The 17,504-nt window shown below is 69.8% G+C and carries 13 protein-coding genes; 9 read left to right on the top strand and 4 right to left on the bottom strand.

Going from position 1 to position 17,504, the window contains the following annotated elements; all coding sequences use genetic code 11:
• Nucleotides 1–35 precede the first annotated feature (35 nt).
• Nucleotides 36–788: a hypothetical protein gene (locus EV186_RS16430; protein ID WP_133850073.1), complete on the top strand. Its 753-nt coding sequence runs from the start codon at nucleotides 36–38 to the stop codon at nucleotides 786–788.
• Here EV186_RS16430 and EV186_RS16425 read toward each other — a convergent pair.
• Both EV186_RS16425 and EV186_RS16420 read right to left on the bottom strand, forming a co-directional pair.
• Complete coding sequence (locus EV186_RS16425) at nucleotides 778–1,401, bottom strand: L-threonylcarbamoyladenylate synthase (RefSeq protein WP_133850072.1); 624 nt, start codon at nucleotides 1,399–1,401, stop codon at nucleotides 778–780. The genes EV186_RS16430 and EV186_RS16425 overlap by 11 nt on opposite strands.
• 46 nt (nucleotides 1,402–1,447) lie before the next feature.
• Nucleotides 1,448–1,747, bottom strand: coding sequence for a helix-turn-helix domain-containing protein (locus tag EV186_RS16420; RefSeq protein WP_133850071.1), 300 nt, complete (start codon nucleotides 1,745–1,747; stop codon nucleotides 1,448–1,450).
• A 279-nt stretch (nucleotides 1,748–2,026) separates the two neighbouring features.
• Between EV186_RS16420 and EV186_RS16415 the strand changes: the two genes are divergently transcribed.
• The 8 genes from EV186_RS16415 (at nucleotide 2,027) to EV186_RS16380 (ending at nucleotide 14,638) form a co-directional block, all read left to right on the top strand.
• Nucleotides 2,027–3,817 (top strand): ATP-binding protein, encoded by a 1,791-nt coding sequence (locus EV186_RS16415; RefSeq protein WP_243754062.1) that lies wholly within the window; start codon nucleotides 2,027–2,029, stop codon nucleotides 3,815–3,817.
• A 9-nt stretch (nucleotides 3,818–3,826) separates the two neighbouring features.
• On the top strand, nucleotides 3,827–4,990 hold the full coding sequence (locus EV186_RS16410) for an exonuclease SbcCD subunit D (protein ID WP_133850070.1): 1,164 nt from the start codon (nucleotides 3,827–3,829) through the stop codon (nucleotides 4,988–4,990).
• Entirely contained in the window at nucleotides 4,990–7,428 is a 2,439-nt protein-coding gene (locus EV186_RS16405) for an AAA family ATPase (protein ID WP_133850069.1), read from the top strand. The genes EV186_RS16410 and EV186_RS16405 overlap by 1 nt, the downstream gene beginning before the upstream one ends.
• Nucleotides 7,425–8,381 carry a hypothetical protein gene (locus EV186_RS16400; protein ID WP_133850068.1) on the top strand — a complete coding sequence of 319 codons (957 nt, stop codon included), beginning with the start codon at nucleotides 7,425–7,427 and terminating at the stop codon, nucleotides 8,379–8,381. Before EV186_RS16405 ends, EV186_RS16400 begins: the two co-directional genes overlap by 4 nt.
• A gap of 246 nt (nucleotides 8,382–8,627) precedes the next feature.
• Complete coding sequence (locus EV186_RS16395; protein ID WP_166659195.1) at nucleotides 8,628–9,749, top strand: HNH endonuclease signature motif containing protein; 1,122 nt, start codon at nucleotides 8,628–8,630, stop codon at nucleotides 9,747–9,749.
• 559 nt (nucleotides 9,750–10,308) lie between these two features.
• Complete coding sequence (locus tag EV186_RS16390) at nucleotides 10,309–11,661, top strand: pyridoxal phosphate-dependent decarboxylase family protein (RefSeq protein ID WP_133850066.1); 1,353 nt, start codon at nucleotides 10,309–10,311, stop codon at nucleotides 11,659–11,661.
• On the top strand, nucleotides 11,654–12,058 hold the full coding sequence (locus tag EV186_RS16385) for a DnaJ family domain-containing protein (protein WP_208115617.1): 405 nt from the start codon (nucleotides 11,654–11,656) through the stop codon (nucleotides 12,056–12,058). Before EV186_RS16390 ends, EV186_RS16385 begins: the two co-directional genes overlap by 8 nt.
• A gap of 312 nt (nucleotides 12,059–12,370) precedes the next feature.
• Nucleotides 12,371–14,638 (top strand): M4 family metallopeptidase, encoded by a 2,268-nt coding sequence (locus EV186_RS16380; RefSeq protein ID WP_243754061.1) that lies wholly within the window; start codon nucleotides 12,371–12,373, stop codon nucleotides 14,636–14,638.
• 73 nt (nucleotides 14,639–14,711) lie between these two features.
• Here EV186_RS16380 and EV186_RS16375 read toward each other — a convergent pair whose 3' ends face one another.
• Together EV186_RS16375 and EV186_RS16370 are read right to left on the bottom strand one after the other, a co-directional pair.
• A complete protein-coding gene (locus tag EV186_RS16375) occupies nucleotides 14,712–15,629 on the bottom strand; it encodes an LLM class flavin-dependent oxidoreductase (RefSeq protein ID WP_133850065.1) in 918 nt (305 codons plus the stop codon).
• Nucleotides 15,626–17,311, bottom strand: coding sequence for a coagulation factor 5/8 type domain-containing protein (locus EV186_RS16370; protein ID WP_133850064.1), 1,686 nt, complete (start codon nucleotides 17,309–17,311; stop codon nucleotides 15,626–15,628). The genes EV186_RS16375 and EV186_RS16370 overlap by 4 nt, the downstream gene beginning before the upstream one ends.
• Nucleotides 17,312–17,504 lie beyond the last annotated feature (193 nt).

Here is a 17,504-nt window from a genome sequence, read left to right as displayed (position 1 = left end):
CTATGCTCGATTGCTTGGCTGCGAAGGGGATTCCTGTGGCAGGTAAGCGTCAATGGGGTGGTGTCGCTGTCACCACCGTGGCCGTCGCCGCCGCGGTGGCCCACGTCGTGTGGCCGAACCTCGAGATCGACACGATCACGGTGGTGCTGCTCGTCGTGGCGCTGCTGCCGTGGCTGGGGCACCTGCTGGACAGCATCGAGATGCCAGGCGGGTGGAAGGTGAAATACCGGTCCCTCGAGCAGCGCCAGGATTCCGTGGAGCAGGTGGCCACCGACGCCACGAGCACCGCGCAGGCCGCTTTCGGCGCGGCCCAGGTGGACGACTCGCCGACGATGGACACCGTCCGCCAGATGGTCGAGGAGTACGACCGGCTGTGGGCGTTGCCGCGGCAGCGCACGGGCAGCGCCGAGTTCGACCGGTTGTTCGGCGCCATGGTCGCGGTCGTGCCCAAGGTGCCGGACTTCGACGTCGATCGAGCCTTCGGGTCACCGGCCGACGGTGCCCGGCTGACCGCCTTCGCCTACGTCTACGGCCGGCCCGATCCCGCTCGGCTGACCGACGTCGTGGCGGCCGCCGTCGAGGAACGGTCACCGGTCGTCCAGTACTGGGCGATCCGCACGGTGGCCGTGCTGGTGGAGCAGACGGACGTGTCCGCCGTCCCGGAACCCGTTGTCGCACAGCTTCGCGCGCTGCTGGACCGGTTGCCGGTGGACACGGCCCGGCACGCTCAGCTGGCCGGCGTGCTCCAGGCGCGGCAGGAAGCGTTGCTCAACCCGGTCACCCGATGAAGCGCGACGGGTCGCCGGCGCCCTCGCGCACGAGTTCGGCGGTCCCATCGGAGAAGTCGATGACGGTGGTCGGCTCCGTGCCGCAGTCGCCGGAGTCGATCACCGCGTCGACGACGTGGTCGAGGCGTTCCTTGATCTCCCAGCCGACGGTCATCGGCTCTTCGTCGTCGGGCAGCAGCAGCGTGCTCGACACGATCGGCTCGCCCAGCTCCTCGACGATCGCCTGCGTGACCGTGTGCTCCGGGATCCGCACGCCCACGGTCTTCTTCTTGGCGTGCTGCAGCTTGCGCGGCACTTCTTTGGTGGCGGGAAGGATGAACGTGTAGCTGCCCGGCGTGGCCGCCTTGATCGCGCGGAAGACCGCGTTGTCCAGGTAGACGAACTGGCCCAGCTGCTGGAAGTCGCGGCACACCAAGGTGAAGTGGTGCCGGTCGTCGAGGTGGCGGATGGTCTTGATGCGCGCCATCCCGTCCGCGTTGCCCAGCTGGCAGCCCAAGGCGTAGCAGGAGTCGGTCGGGTAGGCGATCAGCCCGCCGCCGCGCACCAGGTCCACGACCTGGCCGATGCTGCGCTTCTGCGGGTTGTCCGGGTGCACGTCGAAGTACCTGGCCACCTACGGCAGCTTAGGGATCACCACACGTGTCCGCCGGTCCGGGTGGTCAGGCCGCCGAGGTGGCCGCGACCAGCCGCACGACCAGCTCGGCGCCGAGTGCGTGGGCAAGGCGCTCGAGTACCGGGATCGTCGGTACCGTGCCGCCCGCCTCGAAACGGGCGATCGCGGGTTGGGTCATTCCCGCCGCCTCCGCAAGCTGGACTTGGGTCCAGCCGCTTGCTTCGCGCATTTCACGGACCGCCTTGCCGAGCTCGAAAGCCAGGCGAGTGGCTTCATAGGCTTCTTCAGCGCCGGGTTCGCTCATCCGCCGGTCGCGCAGCTGCTGCCAATCGGTGCGCTCGATCATCTTTGTCACTCTTCGTCGCCCTCGACCTGAGCATGGCTCACTCAACGGCTCACATCGGGCGAGTAGGCCACAGAGAGCTGCGCAAAATGGGTAGCGGGCAGTTTCCAGCCAGTCTCGGACTTCCATCGAGTTCGATGCTATAGACGCTGCTCAGGGCCCTATCAGGTGACTCGGTTGCGCCTGGGGCACCTCGCCTCCGTCCGCGCCTCGCCGTGCCTCCCCGGGATCGTCGGACCCGCGCCTTAGACTGCGGGGCCTGAGCCGAACGAGGGAGCGCGGGTGACACAGGCCGACCAGGCCAGAGCAGACATCGCGGCCGGTCGGGCGCCGGTCGGGCTGGTGGCGGGCACGGTGGCCGCGAGCCCGCTGGAGTTCTCCGTCGGGGTCGCGCCCGACCAGTTCTTGCAGCTCGACGACGTCGTGGTCACCAAGCGTCCGTTGCCCGACGGCACCGAGGTCGCGATCGCCGGCGTGGTCACCAACGTCGAGGCCGCCCACGAGGGCGCGCGCTTCGCCAGCGACGTCTTCCTCATCGCCGACGGCGCGCTGCCCGCCGACGTGGCCGAGGTCGCCGAGGTCACGGTCACCCGCGTCGAACCCGAGGTCTACGTCCCGCCCCGGCCGGGCGCCGTCGTGCACCGGGCGGCGGGGGAGGAACGCGACAGCGCCCTCTACTTCGACACCATGGCCGACGCCAAGCTGCCCATCGGGCTCGGGCGCGACGGCAACCCGGTGTTCCTCAACTTCGAGTTCGTCGACGGCACGCGCGGCGGCCACGTCTCGATCTCCGGCGTGTCCGGCATCGCGACCAAGACGTCGTTCGCCACGTTCATGCTGCACTCGATCTTCACCTCGGGCGTGTTGCACGGCGAGGCCGCCAACACCAAGGCGTTGATCTTCTCCGTCAAGGGCGAGGACCTGCTCTTCCTCGACTATGCCAACTCCCGGCTCACCGAGGAACAACGCGCCAAGTACGCCCAGCTCGGCCTGCCGCCGCAGGCGTTCGGCAACGTCCAGGTGTTCGCGCCGCCGCGCCCCGGCGACCCCAGCGGCACACCGGACGTCCGCGCCCGCGACAAGGCCGTCAGCCCCTTCTACTGGACACTCGCCGAGTTCTGCGCGCAGGAGCTGATGCCGTTCGTGTTCGCCGACGGCGAGGACGAACGCAGCCAGTACACGATGCTGATCGGCCAGGTCGCGGCCCGGCTCAAGCGCGACGCCGAGCCCGTCGGCAAGGACGGCGCGATCCAGGTGCGCGGTGTCGAGGCCGGACGCGGCGGCCCGCTGCGCAGTTTCGAACAGCTCGTCGGCCTGATCGAGGACGAACTCGGCGACGAGGACACCCGGCGCGACTGGGTCGCGGGCAGCACGTCCACCGGCAGCGTGAACGCGTTCCTGCGCCGGCTGCGCTCCGCCGTGCGCCCGCTGGAGCGCCTGGTCCGCGGCGACCTCGGCCACCGCGGCGACCGGTCGCTGACCACGTCGAAGGCACAGGTCACGGTGGTCGACCTGCACAACCTGCCCGACCGCGCGCAACGCTTCGTCGTCGGTGTCACGCTGCGCCAGGAGTTCCAGCGCAAGGAGCAGCAGGGTTCCGCGCGGCCGTTGATGTTCGTGGTGCTCGACGAGCTGAACAAGTACGCCCCACGCGACGGCGACAGCCCGATCAAGCAGATCCTGCTCGACGTCGCCGAGCGCGGCCGGTCGCTGGGCGTGATCCTGATCGGCGCGCAGCAGACCGCGAGCGAGGTCGAACGCCGCATCGTCGCCAACTGCTCGATCCGGGTCGCCGGCCGGCTCGACTCGGCGGAGGCGTCCCGCCCGGAGTACGGCTACCTGCCACCCGCACAGCGCCAACGCGCAACGCTGGCCAAGCCCGGCACGATGTTCGTCGCGCAGCCGGACATCCCGGTGCCGCTCGCGGTCGAGTTCCCGTTCCCCGCGTGGGCCACCCGCCCGCAGGAGAAGGGCTCGTGGCAGGGCGTGGACACCGGACCGGCCGCACCGAAGGACCCGTTCGCAGGCATGCCATCCGCGCTCGACGACGACGATGACCCGCCCCCGTTCTAGAGGAGCTGTATGAAGTTCCTGCACACCGCCGACTGGCACGTGGGCAAGGTGCTCAAGAACCAGCCCCGGTTCGACGAGCACCGTGCGGTGCTGGCCGATCTGGTGCGCATCGCCGACGCGGAGGACGTGGACGCGGTGCTCGTCGCGGGCGACCTCTTCGAGACCACGACGCCGAACCCGCAGGCGCAAGGCCTGGTGATGCGGACCCTGCTGCGGCTGCGGGCCGATGGTCGCCAGGTCGTCGTGCTGGCCGGCAACCACGACAACCAGCAGCTCGTGCAGCGGGTCTACCGCCCGGTGCTCGGCGAGGCGGGCATCCACGTGGTCGGGCAGCCGAGCCCGGCCGAGCAGGGCGGACTGCTGACGCTCACCACGCGCACCGGTGAAACCGCGAAGATCGCCGTGCTTCCCTTTGTCTCCACCAGGTTCGCGGTGCGTGCGGCCGAGGTCGTCCTGCACGAGTCGGCCGAGCACTCGATGGACTACGCGCGCCGGGTCGGCGCGATCATCGGTGCGCTGGCCAAGGACTTCGGCGGTGACACGGTCAACGTCGTCACCACGCACTGCACGGTGCTCGGCGGGCGGCGCGGCGGCGGTGAACGCGAGGTGCAGCTGCTGGGCTACGAGCTGCCCGCGCAGGTGTTCCCGTCGACCGCGCACTACGCCGCGCTCGGGCACCTGCACCGCTACCAGGAAATCGACGGCCCCTGCCCGATCGCCTACTCCGGCTCGCCGCTGGCGCTGGACTTCGGCGAGGAGGCGAACGAGTCCATGGCGTTGGTGGTGACCGCGACTCCCGGCACCCGCGCGCACGTGCGACCGGTGCCGGTGACCGGCGGCCGTCCACTGCGGACACTGAAAGGCAGCCTGGACTACGTGATAGCGCAAGGAGAAGAAGCGGGTGACGCCTTCCTGCGGGTGATCCTGGAGGAGAAGGCCCGCGCTGGTCTCGCCGACCTGGTGCGCGATGCCCTGCCCAACGCGCTCGACGTTCAGCTCGACGAGAAGTACCGCGTCCGCCCCGAATCCGAGGGCCTGTCCGGCGGGACCCGGCTCGACCGGCCGCCGGCCGAGCTCTTCGCCGACTTCCTGGCCGAGCAGAACATCGAGGACCCGCGCGTCGGCGCGATGTTCGCCGAGCTGCTGGAGGACGCCACCGGGGGAGGTGCCTGATGCGGCCGTTGCGCCTGCTGATCGACGGGTTCGGCAGCTACCGCGAGGCGACCGACGTCGATCTGTCCGATGTGGACTTCTTCGTGCTCACCGGGCCGACCGGCTCCGGCAAGAGCACGGTGATCGACGCGTTGTGCTTCGCCCTCTACGGCACGGTGCCCCGCTGGGGCAAGACGAACTCCATCCGCAGCGCGCTGGCGCCGTCCACCGCGGAGTGCCGGGTGCTGCTGGTGTTCGAGGCCGCGGGCCAGCGCTATGCCGCGGCCCGGCAGCTGCGCCGCGACGCCCGCGGCCAGGTCCAGACCAAGGAAGCCCGGCTCGACCGGCTGGACCCGTCCGTGCCGGCGAACGCCGACCTGGCCAAGGTGCTCGAGGCCGTGGTCGAGTCGGTCGCCGAGGGGCCGGACCCGGTGCGCGAACACGTGACGTCGCTGCTGGGGATCGGTTACGAGCACTTCACCCAGTGCGTGTTGCTGCCCCAGGGCCGGTTCGCGGAGTTCCTGCACGCCAAGCCGAGTGACCGGCAGAACCTGCTGATCGAACTGCTCGCGTACGGGGTCTACGAGGAGGTGGGCAAGAAGGCGCGGGAGCGGGCCAAGCTCACCCTCGACCGGCGCCAGCAGGCCGAGCGGCGCCTCGCCGAGATCGGCGCGGTGACCGAGGACGAGCTGGCACAGGCACAGCAACGCGTGCGCACGCTCGGCGAGCTGGTGCCCCGGGTCGAGGCCGCGGTCACCGAGACCGACGAGTTGCGCGGGCGCTGGAAGGAAGCGAACGAGCAGGCCGGGCTGGCACGCAAGCAGGTCGACGACCTCGCCGCGCTGTCGATGCCCGCAGGCACCGCCGAGCTGGCCGAGAAGCTGGCACAGGCCGACGAGCTGGTCCGGGTGCGCACCGTCGCGCGGGACGAGGCCGATCTCGCCGAGACCGCGGCCGAACAGGCGGTGACCGGGCCCGACCGCGCCGAACTGCTGCGCTGGCGCGACGCCTACGCGCGCCAGCAGAGCTTGCGGGAGAACCTCGAATCCCTTGTCGCGCAACGCGATGCGGCCGACAAGGCCGAACGCGACGCGACGGCCGCGGTGACCGCCGCCGAGCAGGCCCTCGCCGAGGCCCAGGCCGCAGTCACCACGACCGAGCGGGAGCACCGGGCCGTCACGCTCGCCGCCGACCTGCACGAGGGCGAGCCGTGCCCGGTGTGCCTGCAGCAGGTGCACGAGTTGCCGCACCACGACGTGCCCGCGGACCTCGACCGGACGCGGGCGGCGGTGAAGACCGCGACCGCCGAACTGGACTCGGCGCGCAAGCGTGCGGTCAAGGCGGGGCGCGGCAGCGCCGACGCGGCCGCGCGAGTGGCCTCGACCGAACACGCGCTGACCGAGCTCGTGGCCGTGCTGACTGGCGCACCCGAGCCGGCCGAAATGGAGAAGAGCATCGCGGCGCGGGACGCGGCCGACGCCGCGATGGCCCGCGCACGAGAGGCGGCCCGCGCCGCCCAGCGTGCCCTCGACGCCGCCATGAGCGAACGCGTCTCCTTGCAGGACAAGGAGAAAGCGGCGTGGTCGGAGCTGCGGGCCGGGCGCGACCGGTTCGTCGCGTTGCACGCGCCGGCCGTGGACGGCCCCGACCTCGCCACCGCCTGGCAGTCGCTGCTGGACTGGGCCGGCGAGCAGCGCGCGGCGCTGACCGCGACCGCGGCCGAGCTGAGCGCCGCCGAGACCGCGCTCAAGCAGCAGGGCGTCGACGCGGCGGGCGCGCTCACCGGGTTGCTCGCCGAGCACGGCGTCCGCGCCGCGAACGTGAAGGACGCCCCGGTGGCCCTGGCCGCGGCGACCAAGGACGCCGAGCGCGACCTCGCCGACCTTCTCCGCCGCGGCAAGGAGTCCGCGCGGCTGACCGAGGAGGTCACCCGCTACCGCGGCGAGGCCGAGGTCGCCGACATGCTGGGCAACCTGTTGCGGTCCAACAACTTCGAGCGCTGGCTGTGTGCGGAGGCGTTGGACTCGCTGGTGTTGGAGGCGTCGCACACCTTGCTGCAGCTCTCCGGTGGGCAGTTCGAGCTGCACCGCGGTGAGCGCAACGAACTGGTCGTCGTCGACCACAACGACGCCGGGACGATCCGGCCGGTCAACACCTTGTCCGGTGGGGAGACGTTCCAGGCCTCGCTCGCCCTCGCGTTGGCCCTGTCGCGGCAGGTGGTCGGGCTTTCCGGCGGCAAGCGTGACCTCAACTCCATGTTCCTCGACGAGGGCTTCGGCACCCTCGACGAGTCCACACTGGACGTCGTGGCGTCTACATTGGAACGCCTGGCGACCGAAAGCGGCCGGGTGGTGGGGATCGTGACCCACGTGCCCGCGTTGGCCGAGCGGGTGCCGGTGCAGTTCGCGGTGAGCCGCGACGGGGCGACGTCGCGGTTGCGGCGGGTGGAGGCCGGATGACCGCGCTGCTGACTCCCGCCTCGTACACGGTCGATCCGTGGGACCCGAGCTACGGGATCGCGGTGGGCGACGACCTGGATGGCCGCGAGTCGTCGGCCCGGCTCGACCTCGACGTGGAACTGCCCGCGGCCCGGTGGCGTCCGGTGACACCGGAACGGTCGGCGGCGCTTCCGTCCGCGGTGTTGTTCTTGGACGGCGTGCGGCGGATCGACGCACGGGTCTGGGTGCACGGCGAGTCAGCGCAGCCGGTGCCCGGGATCGTCGCGTCGCTCGCCGCCGGCCTGGTCTGCTGCGACGGCGCGGCCAGTGTCGTCGGGATGCAACTCGACCGGAGCCTCTACACGGCCGCACCGAACGCGACGGACTTGAAGACCCGGCACGCCACCTATCGATTCCGGCCCACGCGGGCCGGCTTGGATGAATTGACCCTCGGTGTCCAGCGGCGGTTGTCGGAGGTCGAGGTGGAACTGGCCGGAGCTTGGCGGCGCCAGAGTTCAGCGCTGGATGACCTGCTGGTGTGCGATGGGCCGTTGCGGGGGCGGACCAACCTGGCTCGGACTGTGGGGTATGTGAAGACCCACCAGACGTCTTACCTGCCTGAGGCGCAGATGCGCGTTGTGGGTGCCTTGGGGTCGGGGGAGCGGAGCCCCGTTTTCACGATGGGGACTTCTTGGCAGCGGCGGTCCTGGTATTTGCGGTTGCCTGGGGCTTCTCGGTCGCCTTGGTCGGCCATTGTTCGGCTGGAGTGTTCGGCTGATCTGCCTGCGGCTGAGGCGGTTGCGTTGGCCGATTTGACTGCTCGGGTGTTGCCGCCGTTGTCTTCCTTGGCGCACAAGGATCCTCGGGCGCCGCAGAACCTGGTGCCTATTGGGGGGTTGGAGCGGCAGTTGCGGCATCGGTTGGGGGATGTGAATGTTTTGTATCGGTCTTTGCGTTCTGCTTTGCGGGATTAGGTCTCAACCTCTGGCTTGATTGTTTAACACGAGGCTTCCAGCGTCAAGGGCGCCTTCGGCGTCGGCTTCGCCGATTGCTTCGCAACCCTTGACCCTGGAACCCTCGTGCTAAAGGGCGCCCGGACGAGGTTGAGGGGGCGGTCTGGTGTTCGCCCTTTCTTTGGGTTGCGTTGCCGGACGACGGTTGCGTTGTTGGCGGGGTTTTCGGCTGCGCCATTTGGCGGTATGTTGTGGTATGATTGGGTTATGGATCTGGGGGATCTTCAGTCGCTTGTCGCCGAACGTCGGCGGCTTGATTTGGCGATCCTGGATTCGATTTCTCGGGTGGATTGGCGTGAGTCCGGGTATCTGCATTTGTGGCAGTTCCTGATGGACGCGCTACGGGTGGGTCGACGCGAAGCCAAGCTGTTGGAGACTCAGGTTTCGTTGCTGTGCCCGAAGGTGGGGATCACCGGACAGACGATTCCAGCGAAGCTGCCCGCCGCCCGGGCGGCGATGGCCGAGGGTGCGATCTCTGCGGAGCACGTCACTCGGATTGCGAAGACGGTTGCGGCGGTGCCCGCTGAGCACGCCGATCAGGTCGAGGCTGATCTGGCCGAGTTGGCGCGGGAGTTCAATCCCGCTCAGCTTGCCCGGCTGGGTAAGCGCATGGTGGATGTTCTGAACCCCGACGGTGAAGAACCCGACGATCCGACCGTGGTCGAAGCGCAGAACATCCTGGACCTGCAGGAGCGCGAGGATGGCTCGCTGGAGGGCCGGTTCAAGCTGGGTGCCGAGACGGCTGCGGTCCTGCGCCCTCTGTTGTCGTCGCTGACTGCGCCGCAGCCGGGTGATGACCGCACCCTGGTCGAGCGCCAGGGTGATGCGCTGGCGGAGGTGATCCGTTTCGCCGCCGATTCCGGCAAGGCTCCGGTGGAGGGTGGCGAGCGTCCGCATATCGCGGTCACGGTCTCCCTGGAGACCTTGCAGACGGCGATCGGCAAGGCCACTCTCGACGACGCTCGGTGGATGACTCCGGAGCAGGCCCGCCGTTTCGCTTGCGACGCCGAAATCATCCCGGTCGTGCTCGGCACGAACTCGCAGCCGATCGATATCGGCGAATCGAAACGCCTGGCCGACAAGCGATTGCGTAGAGCGCTAGCGATCCGGGATCAAGGTTGCGCGGTCCCGGGGTGTGAGCGAACACCGAACCAATGTCACGCCCATCATATTCAACATTGGGCTGATGGCGGTCCGACGAGGCTGGACAACATGGTGTTGGTGTGCCAATTCCACCATCGCCTGATTCACCATGCCGGGTGGCAAGTCCGCATGGACAACGGCCTGCCCGTCTTCACCAAACCACCCTGGGCGCAAACCGCCGCCTGACCCTCAGGCGGCGGTCGCCGCCCGCGGCTGGCCGCCAGCGAGGCCAAGTCAACGCGGCGTGCTGGGTTCGGTTTTACACGGGGCACGGCGGCCGTACGCTGGTCCGGCAAGCAAGGGCAGCTCCGTCTGCCCCTTGTTTCGCGCTTGCTGGCCGCCGTGGGGTCCCCGTGTCAAACCGAACCCACCCCACAAGGCCGCCAACAACAACCATCAATGACGGACGGCTGGGACGCCCGCCGTCCCGACCCGCACTGGGACACCTAGCGCCCGCAGACCAAAAAACCTAAAACCCCGTATCCACCCGGCCCCGAGATGCGATCCCTCCTACGTACCCAGACGTACCCGCAAAGCACGACCCCAGGCGGATGGCAGGGCGCCCCGCACCCGGCACCCTCGTGGTCAACCGCCGAAACGAGGGGAGGGTGGCGATGTCACACCGTCCGATGCGCAGCTTCCTGCTGATCCTGGTCCTCACCCGGGTCACCGCCAACCTGGTTCGCCAGCGCAGCCGCGATCGCCGGCGCCGCCGCGTGGTCCACCTGGAGAGCACACTGAGCGTATGACCGATCGCGACCACCTGTTCGCCGACGCCGCCGCTCGCGCCCGGCGCTACCTCAGCACGGTCGACAAGCGGCGGGTGGCGCCCGACGCCGAGGCGCAGGACAACCTGAAGCGGTTCGACGAGGCCCTGCCCGAACAAACCACCGACGCCGCCGAGACGATCGCGTTGCTCGACGATGCCGGGTCGGCGGCCACGGTGGCCTCGGCGGGGAGCCGGTACTTCGGGTTCGTCACCGGCGGCACCCTGCCGGCCGCGCTCGCCGCGGGCGTGCTGGGGCTAGCGTGGGACCAGAACTCCGCTCTGCCCGTCATGAGTCCGGTCGCCGCCAAGCTGCACCGGGTCACGCGGAGCTGGCTGGTGGAGTTGCTGGGACTGCCTACCACCACCGAGATCGCGTTCGTCAGCGGCGCCACCATGGCCAACGCCACCGCCCTGACCGCCGCGCGCGACGACCAGCTGGCCAAGGCGGGCTGGGACGTGCAGGCCGACGGGCTCTTCGGCGCGCCGCCGCTGACGGTCGTGGTGGGGGAGCAGGCGCACTCGACGCTGGGCAAGGCGCTCGGCCTGATCGGGCTGGGCCGCCAGCGCGTCATCACCGTCCCCGCCGACGACCAGGGCCGGATGCTCGCCGACCGGCTCCCGGACCTGCGTGGACCGCTGATCGTGTGCGCGCAGGCCGGTGAGGTGAACACGGGCGCGTTCGACCCGTTCCCGACGATCGTCGACTGGGCCCGCGAACGCGACGCCTGGGTGCACGTCGACGGCGCGTTCGGCCTATGGGCCGCGGCCGACCCGGCGTTGTGGCCGCTGACCGGCGGCCTGGGCACCGCGGACTCGTGGGCCACGGATGCACACAAATGGCTCAACGTCAGCTACGACAGCGGCATCGCGTTCGTGCGCGACCCGGTGGCGCTGCGACGATCCTTCGCGTCCGTCGCGGGGTACCTGCCGCCCGACAACGCGTACGAGGCCATGCACCACACCCCGCAGTCCTCCCAGCGGGCGCGGCAGCTCGAGGTGTGGGCGGTGTTGCGCAGCCTGGGCCGCGCGGGCGTCGCCCGGTTGGTGCACCGGTCGTGCGAGCTGGCCCGTCGGATGGCCGATCGGCTGGCCGCGGGCGGGCTGACCGTGCTCAACGATGTCGTGCTGAACCAGGTCATGGTGCGCGCGGACGCCGCGCTCATCGCCGCGGTGCAGCGCGACGGCACGTGCTGGTGCGGGCCGACGACGTGGCACGGGGAAACCGCGATGCGGATCAGCGTGTCGGGCTGGGCCACCGATGAGTCCGATGTGGACGAAAGCGCGGCGGCCATCCTCCGTTGCGCCAGCTACAATCGGGCAGGTGACTGAGCGCAAGCCGGCCGGCATGCCCTACGAGTCGTGGGTCGACAAGCAGATCCGCGAGGCCGAGGAACGCGGTGCCTTCGAGGACCTGCCCGGCAAGGGGAAGCCGCTGCCGGGCTACGGCAAGCGCTACGACGAGGACTGGTGGCTGCGCGGCTACCTCGAACGCGAGAACGTCCCCGTCGACATGATGCTGCCCGAGCCGCTGCGGTTGCGCCGAGAGGTGCACCGGTTGCCCGAAACCGTGCGCCCGCTCAGGACCGAGGAGCAGGTGCGTGACGTCGTCCGCGAGTTGAACCACCGCATCGTCGCGCACCTGCGCGCGGGCGGCGGACCACGGGTTCCGGTGGCGCCGGTCGACGCCGACGCGGTCGTCGCGCAGTGGCGAGACGGCCGCTCGTAAGTCGTTTGACCGGTCCACTTGCGACTCGTTACTTAGCCACAGCACATTCTTCTCTGTGACCGCCCATCGACCCGGACGGCCGATCCGTTGCGCCCCTTGGGGTTCCCAGTTGCCGTAGTGGCGACGCAGCGAGCTTGGGAAAAGCGGTCACATGACTATCTGTTTATACGTTGATGGACAACGGCCCTTGTGCGGGGCTGGGCGGCACTTGATTCTTGACGACGGTTCGCGCGAACCAGATCACCTCTTCACGCAAAAGACCCCCGGTCGAGGGCTCGGGGGCGTTGCGCCCTGCACAGAGGAGTTCCCTTCATGTCATTGAGACGCGTTGTCGTCATGGCCTCGGCCGGCGTGCTGGTCGCGGGTGTCGCGGCCGTCGCGGCGTCCACGGCCGAAGCGCAACCGGCGCCGAACGCGGCACCGAGTGCGCAGTCGCTTGCCGCTACCGCGGCGACTTCCTTCGTTGCCGCGAAGCCCGCAGCTCTGCACGCCAGTGCGAGCGACAAGTTCGTGCAGCACTCCGTCGTCACCTCCGGCGGCCTGCAGTACGTGCCGTTCGACCGCACCTACAAGAACCTCCCCGTGGTGGGCGGCGACTTCGTCGTCGTCAGCAACTCCGCGGGCCAGGTCATGGACACCTCGGTCGCCCAGGACAAGACCATCAACCTGGCGTCGCTCACCCCGAAGCTCTCGGCCGCGCAGGCCGAGGCGACGGCCCGCAAGCAGCTGAAGTCCGTGACGTCGGCGACGGCCCCCCAACTCGTCGTCTACGCACACGGAACCGCCAAGCTGGCCTACCAGACGGTCGTCACCGGCACCGGCACCGAGGGCTACAGCAAGCTCGCCGTGACCGTCGACGCGACAACCGGCAAGGTGCTCGAGTCCCGCGAGCGCGTCATGCATGAGCTCGGCACGGGCAACACCGCCTGGGCCGGCACGGTCCAGCTCGACACCACGCACTCCGGGTCCACCTACTCGATGAAGGACCCGGTCGAGACCAACCTCAGCTGCCAGGACGCGGCCAACAACACGACGTTCTCCGGACCGGACAACGTGTGGGGCAACGGCACCGCTTCCAACAAGGAAACGGGCTGCGCCGACGCGCTGTACGCGTCGCAGACGGAGACCAAGATGCTGTCCGCCTGGGTCGGTCGCAACGCGCCCAACGGCAGCGGTGGCGCGTGGCCGATCCGCGTCGGCCTGCAGGACCTCAACGCCTACTACGACGGCAGCCAGGTGCAGATCGGCCACAACCAGGGCGGCGGCTGGATCGGCTCGATGGACGTCGTGGGCCACGAGCAGGGTCACGGCATCGACGACACCACCCCCGGTGGTATCTCCGGTGGCAACACCCAGGAGTTCGTCGCCGACACGTGGGGTGCCGCCACCGAGTGGTACGCCAACAACTCGGTCGACCACCCCGACTTCCTGGTCGGCGAGCAGGTCAACCTGGTCGGCAGCGGCCCGATCCGCAACATGTACAACCCGTCGGCGCTGGGTGACGACAACTGCTACTCCAGCTCCATCCCGAACGAGGAAGTGCACGCGGCGGCCGGTCCCGGCAACCACTGGTTCTACCTGCTGGCTGAGGGCACCAACCCGACCAACGGCCAGCCCACCAGCACGACCTGCAACAGCAGCACCGTGACCGGTGTCGGCATCCAGAACGCCATCAAGATCATGTACAACGCGATGCTGATGAAGACGAGCAGCAGCTCGTACCTGAAGTACCGCACCTGGACGCTGACCGCGGCGAAGAACCTCGACTCCACCTGTGGTCTCTTCAACGCCACCAAGGCCGCGTGGAACGCCGTGAGCGTTCCGGCCCAGACCGCCGACCCGACCTGTGGCTCGACCGGCACGCTGACCGTCGGCAACCCGGGCAACAAGACCGGCACCGTGGGCACCGCGATCACGCCGTTCACCATCACGGCCAGCGGCGGCACCTCGCCGTACCACTTCTCGGCGACCGGCCTGCCGGCCGGTGTCACGATCAACGCGACGAGCGGCCAGGTGTCGGGCACCCCGACCAGCGGCGGCACGTACAACGTGACCGTGAACGTGACCGACAGCTCCAGCCCGGTGAAGAGCGGCTCGACGTCGTTCACCTTCACCGTCAGCGGTGGTGGCGGCACCTGCGGCAACAAGATCACCAACGGTGGGTTCGAGAGCGGCAGCACCGGCTGGACGGCCACCTCCGGTGTGCTCGGCAATGCCAACGGCAGTGGTGAGACGTCGCACGGCGGCTCGTACTTCGCGTGGCTGGACGGCTACGGGACGACCCACACCGACACGCTGCAGCAGGTCATCTCGATCCCGGCCGGGTGCAGCTCGACGCTGAGCTACTACCTGCACATCGACACCAGCGAGTCCGGCTCGACGGCGTACGACAAGATCACGTTGACCGCCAACGGCACGACCTTGGCGACCTTCACCAACGTCAACGCCGCCTCGGGCTACACCCTGCGGACCTCCAGCCTCGCGGCTTACGCGGGCCAGTCCGTGACCCTGAAGTGGACGGCTACCGAGGACTCGTCGCTGCAGACGAGCTTCGTGATCGACGACGTGTCGACCAGCTGATCCTTTCCCTGCGATGAAGGAAGACCGGTGGCCGGGCGCTGATGCGCCCGGCCACCGGCCTGTCCGGGGTCGTTCAGACCAGCTGCGCCAGGTCGGGTAGCGGCCCGGCCGGCACGAGCACGACCACGTCGGCGCCGGCCTCGTGCAGTTCGCCGATCCGGCGGCGGGCCACGTCGAGCGGACCCGCGATCGCGAGCTTGGCCACCAGATCGTCAGGCAAGGACGCGGCGAACTCCGCTCGGCTCGAGGCGGCGGCGCGCAGCCGGGCGACCTCGTCGGCGAACGGCGTCGGCGCCAGGTGCGGGGCCCAGTCCGGCTCCCCGATCCACTCCAGCGCGGGTCGCACCATGTCGTAGGAGTCCGGCCCGACCGCCGCCACGGCGTACGCCACGAGCTGGTGCGGGCCGCCGGCCGCGATGTGCTGCTTGGCCGACGCCAAGTATTCCGGCGTGACCGGCTCGGCGAGCAAGGTGCCGTCGGCGTGCTTGCCGGACACCGCAAGCGATTTCGGGCCGCGCACGCCGGCGAGCACCGGCGGGACGACCGACGGCGGGCTGGTCAGCACGGCGTCGGTCAGCCGGACGTACCGGCCCTCGGTGCTCACGCGCTCGCCGCGCAGCAGCGCCCGCACGGCGGCCAGGTGCTCGGCGAGCAGGGTCAGCGGTGACGCGACCCGGGCGCCGACCTGCCGCATCCAGTCCGGCATCCCGTGCCCGATGCCCGCGATCACCCGGCCCGGGAACAGCTCGGCGAGGGTCGCCAGCTCCATCGCCGTGAACGCGGCGTTGCGCGCGGCCGCGGGCAGGATGCCGACGCCGACGGTGATCCGCCCGGTCGCCGCGAGCACGGCCGCGGCCTGCGCGATCCCGCCGCGGAAGCCCCAGTCCTCCACCACCCACAGCTGCGCGAAGCCGAGCTGCTCCGCCGCTTCGGCGAACGACAGAACCTGTTCCGGGGCCAGGTCCCGGGGGAGCATCACACCAACGGTCATGCCTGAGGGTAGGACGCGAGGTGGCTCACCGGTCGTGCCTGGTCGACCTGCGGGCCCACATCGTTGACCATGTGCCGGATCGCGCCGACGCCGCCGCCCAGCGACACCGTGACCACGCCGTGCAGCGCGACCTCGGGGGCGTCCGGCACCGCGAAGGCGCGGTCGGTGCTCACCCGCGGATTGGTCAGGAAGTAGCAGTAGCTGCCCAGACCCCAGCCGCGGTGATCACGCACCGAGTCGGCCACCGCGTACGCCGGGAAACCCGGCCACGTCGTGTTGTCCGGCGGGTCGTAGGGCAGCTCGTTCTGGAAGAAGTAGGTGCGGCCGCGTTCGCCGTGCCACAACACGTTCTCGCGCTGGTAGTGCTCGACGAACAACCCGTAGACGGTCACGTCGTGCCCGTGCACGACCAGCCCGTGGTCGGCGGGGTTGACCTCCCAGCCGACGCCGTCGCCGTGATCGGCCCGCCAGAGCCAGAGGTGATCGGCGAGCACGTCGTTGCTGTGGATCGCCAGGCTCACGTCCGCGGCACCGGCCCCCGCACCGCCGACACGGACGAACAGGTCGGAAAGCAGGACCGGATCGGCCGTGTGCCGCGCGGTGCAGCCGGGTGTGCCGACCTCGACCAGCACGGGGGAACGCGAGGGGCCGGCGTCGACCAGGAGGCCGGCAATGGTCACTCCGTCCACATCGGACACACGCAGCGCTGCCGTGCCGTGGACCGGGATCAGCGTCGCCAGGCCCAGTCCCAAGAGGACGGTGCCCGGCCGGGTCACGACGACGGGCTCGCTGAGTTCGTAGATCCCTGGTGTGAAAAGGACATGCCTGCCTGCGGCGAGGGCCGCGTTGATCGACGACGCCGGATCTTCGGGCTTGGCGACGAAGAACTCCCGCAACGACACCGAACGGCCGGGCTGCTCGCCCCTGGTCCAGCTCGGCCCGCGGGTCGCCGAGCGCAGGCCCGGCACGAACACCCGGTACTCGCCGTCGTCCGCCCGGTGCAGGAACGGCTTCTCCCGGATCAACGGCGTGCGGTCGATCGTGGTGTGCGCCGGATCGGGGAACCGGTGCGGCGGCGCGCCTTCGGTGCCGACGAACACCATGTTCCAGTTCGCGCCCGACCAGCCCTGGGTCAGCTCGCTGTTGCGGGTCAGGAACTGTTGCTGGGTACCGGACTCCACGACGCCGTCGATGCGCGAGTCGGCGATCAGGCCGCCACTGGCCCAGCCGTCGCTGCCGTTCCACAGCTGGATCGGACCGCGCAGGTGCATCCGCCGGTACGGCGAGGCCTGCGAGACCGCCCACCGCTCGACCTCGCCGTCGGGCACGGTCACCGCGAGGTTTTCCGCGGCCCGCCAGAAGTTTTGGGTGCCGTTGCCCGTATTGCCCGGATCGCCGTCCTGGGCGAGCCAATCGGCCTCCACGCGAATGTGCCCGGCGATGCTGGTGTCGTCCGGGAGCAGCCCGAGCCCGGCCACCTGGGTGTAGAAGCCGAGGTTCAGGTCGGCCTTGTACTCGCCGGGCGCGAAGAGCAGGGCGTGGCGCTGCGGGCCGAACTGGTTGGTGTGCTGCTCGGCGGCGATGCGGTCCAACGTCTGCTGCACCACGGCGGCCGGGGTGTCCGGTTCGAACACCACGGTGTGCTTGCCGAGGTCCGGTTCGTACGGATCTGTGCTGCGCACCTCGGCCTACCCCCGGGTCGTGCTTGTACCGGCCGGGCGAAACTAGCCAGGCGCTGGAGCGCGTGTCGACAGCCGGTGGAGCGGCGTGCCCGAATCTCTCCGATCTTGGGCGCGAACTTCCCTTGACCTGCGGTATCGGGTGAACCGCGGTGGCAGCTTCATGCGAATGTCGGCGTGCCGTCACACGTGCTTA

Origin of the sequence: Labedaea rhizosphaerae, assembly GCF_004362825.1 — a bacterium.
GTDB lineage: Bacteria > Actinomycetota > Actinomycetes > Mycobacteriales > Pseudonocardiaceae > Labedaea > Labedaea rhizosphaerae.
This window is presented reverse-complemented; position numbering and strand designations above follow the sequence as displayed.

Coding starts and splice junctions, on each gene's coding strand:
- EV186_RS16400 (WP_133850068.1), top strand. CDS start 7,425: ATGACCGCGCTGCTGACTCCCGCCTCGTACACGGTCGATCCGTGGGAC.
- EV186_RS16380 (WP_243754061.1), top strand. CDS start 12,371: ATGTCATTGAGACGCGTTGTCGTCATGGCCTCGGCCGGCGTGCTGGTC.
- EV186_RS16420 (WP_133850071.1), bottom strand. CDS start 1,747: ATGATCGAGCGCACCGATTGGCAGCAGCTGCGCGACCGGCGGATGAGC.
- EV186_RS16405 (WP_133850069.1), top strand. CDS start 4,990: ATGCGGCCGTTGCGCCTGCTGATCGACGGGTTCGGCAGCTACCGCGAG.
- EV186_RS16410 (WP_133850070.1), top strand. CDS start 3,827: ATGAAGTTCCTGCACACCGCCGACTGGCACGTGGGCAAGGTGCTCAAG.
- EV186_RS16390 (WP_133850066.1), top strand. CDS start 10,309: ATGACCGATCGCGACCACCTGTTCGCCGACGCCGCCGCTCGCGCCCGG.
- EV186_RS16375 (WP_133850065.1), bottom strand. CDS start 15,629: ATGACCGTTGGTGTGATGCTCCCCCGGGACCTGGCCCCGGAACAGGTT.
- EV186_RS16395 (WP_166659195.1), top strand. CDS start 8,628: ATGGATCTGGGGGATCTTCAGTCGCTTGTCGCCGAACGTCGGCGGCTT.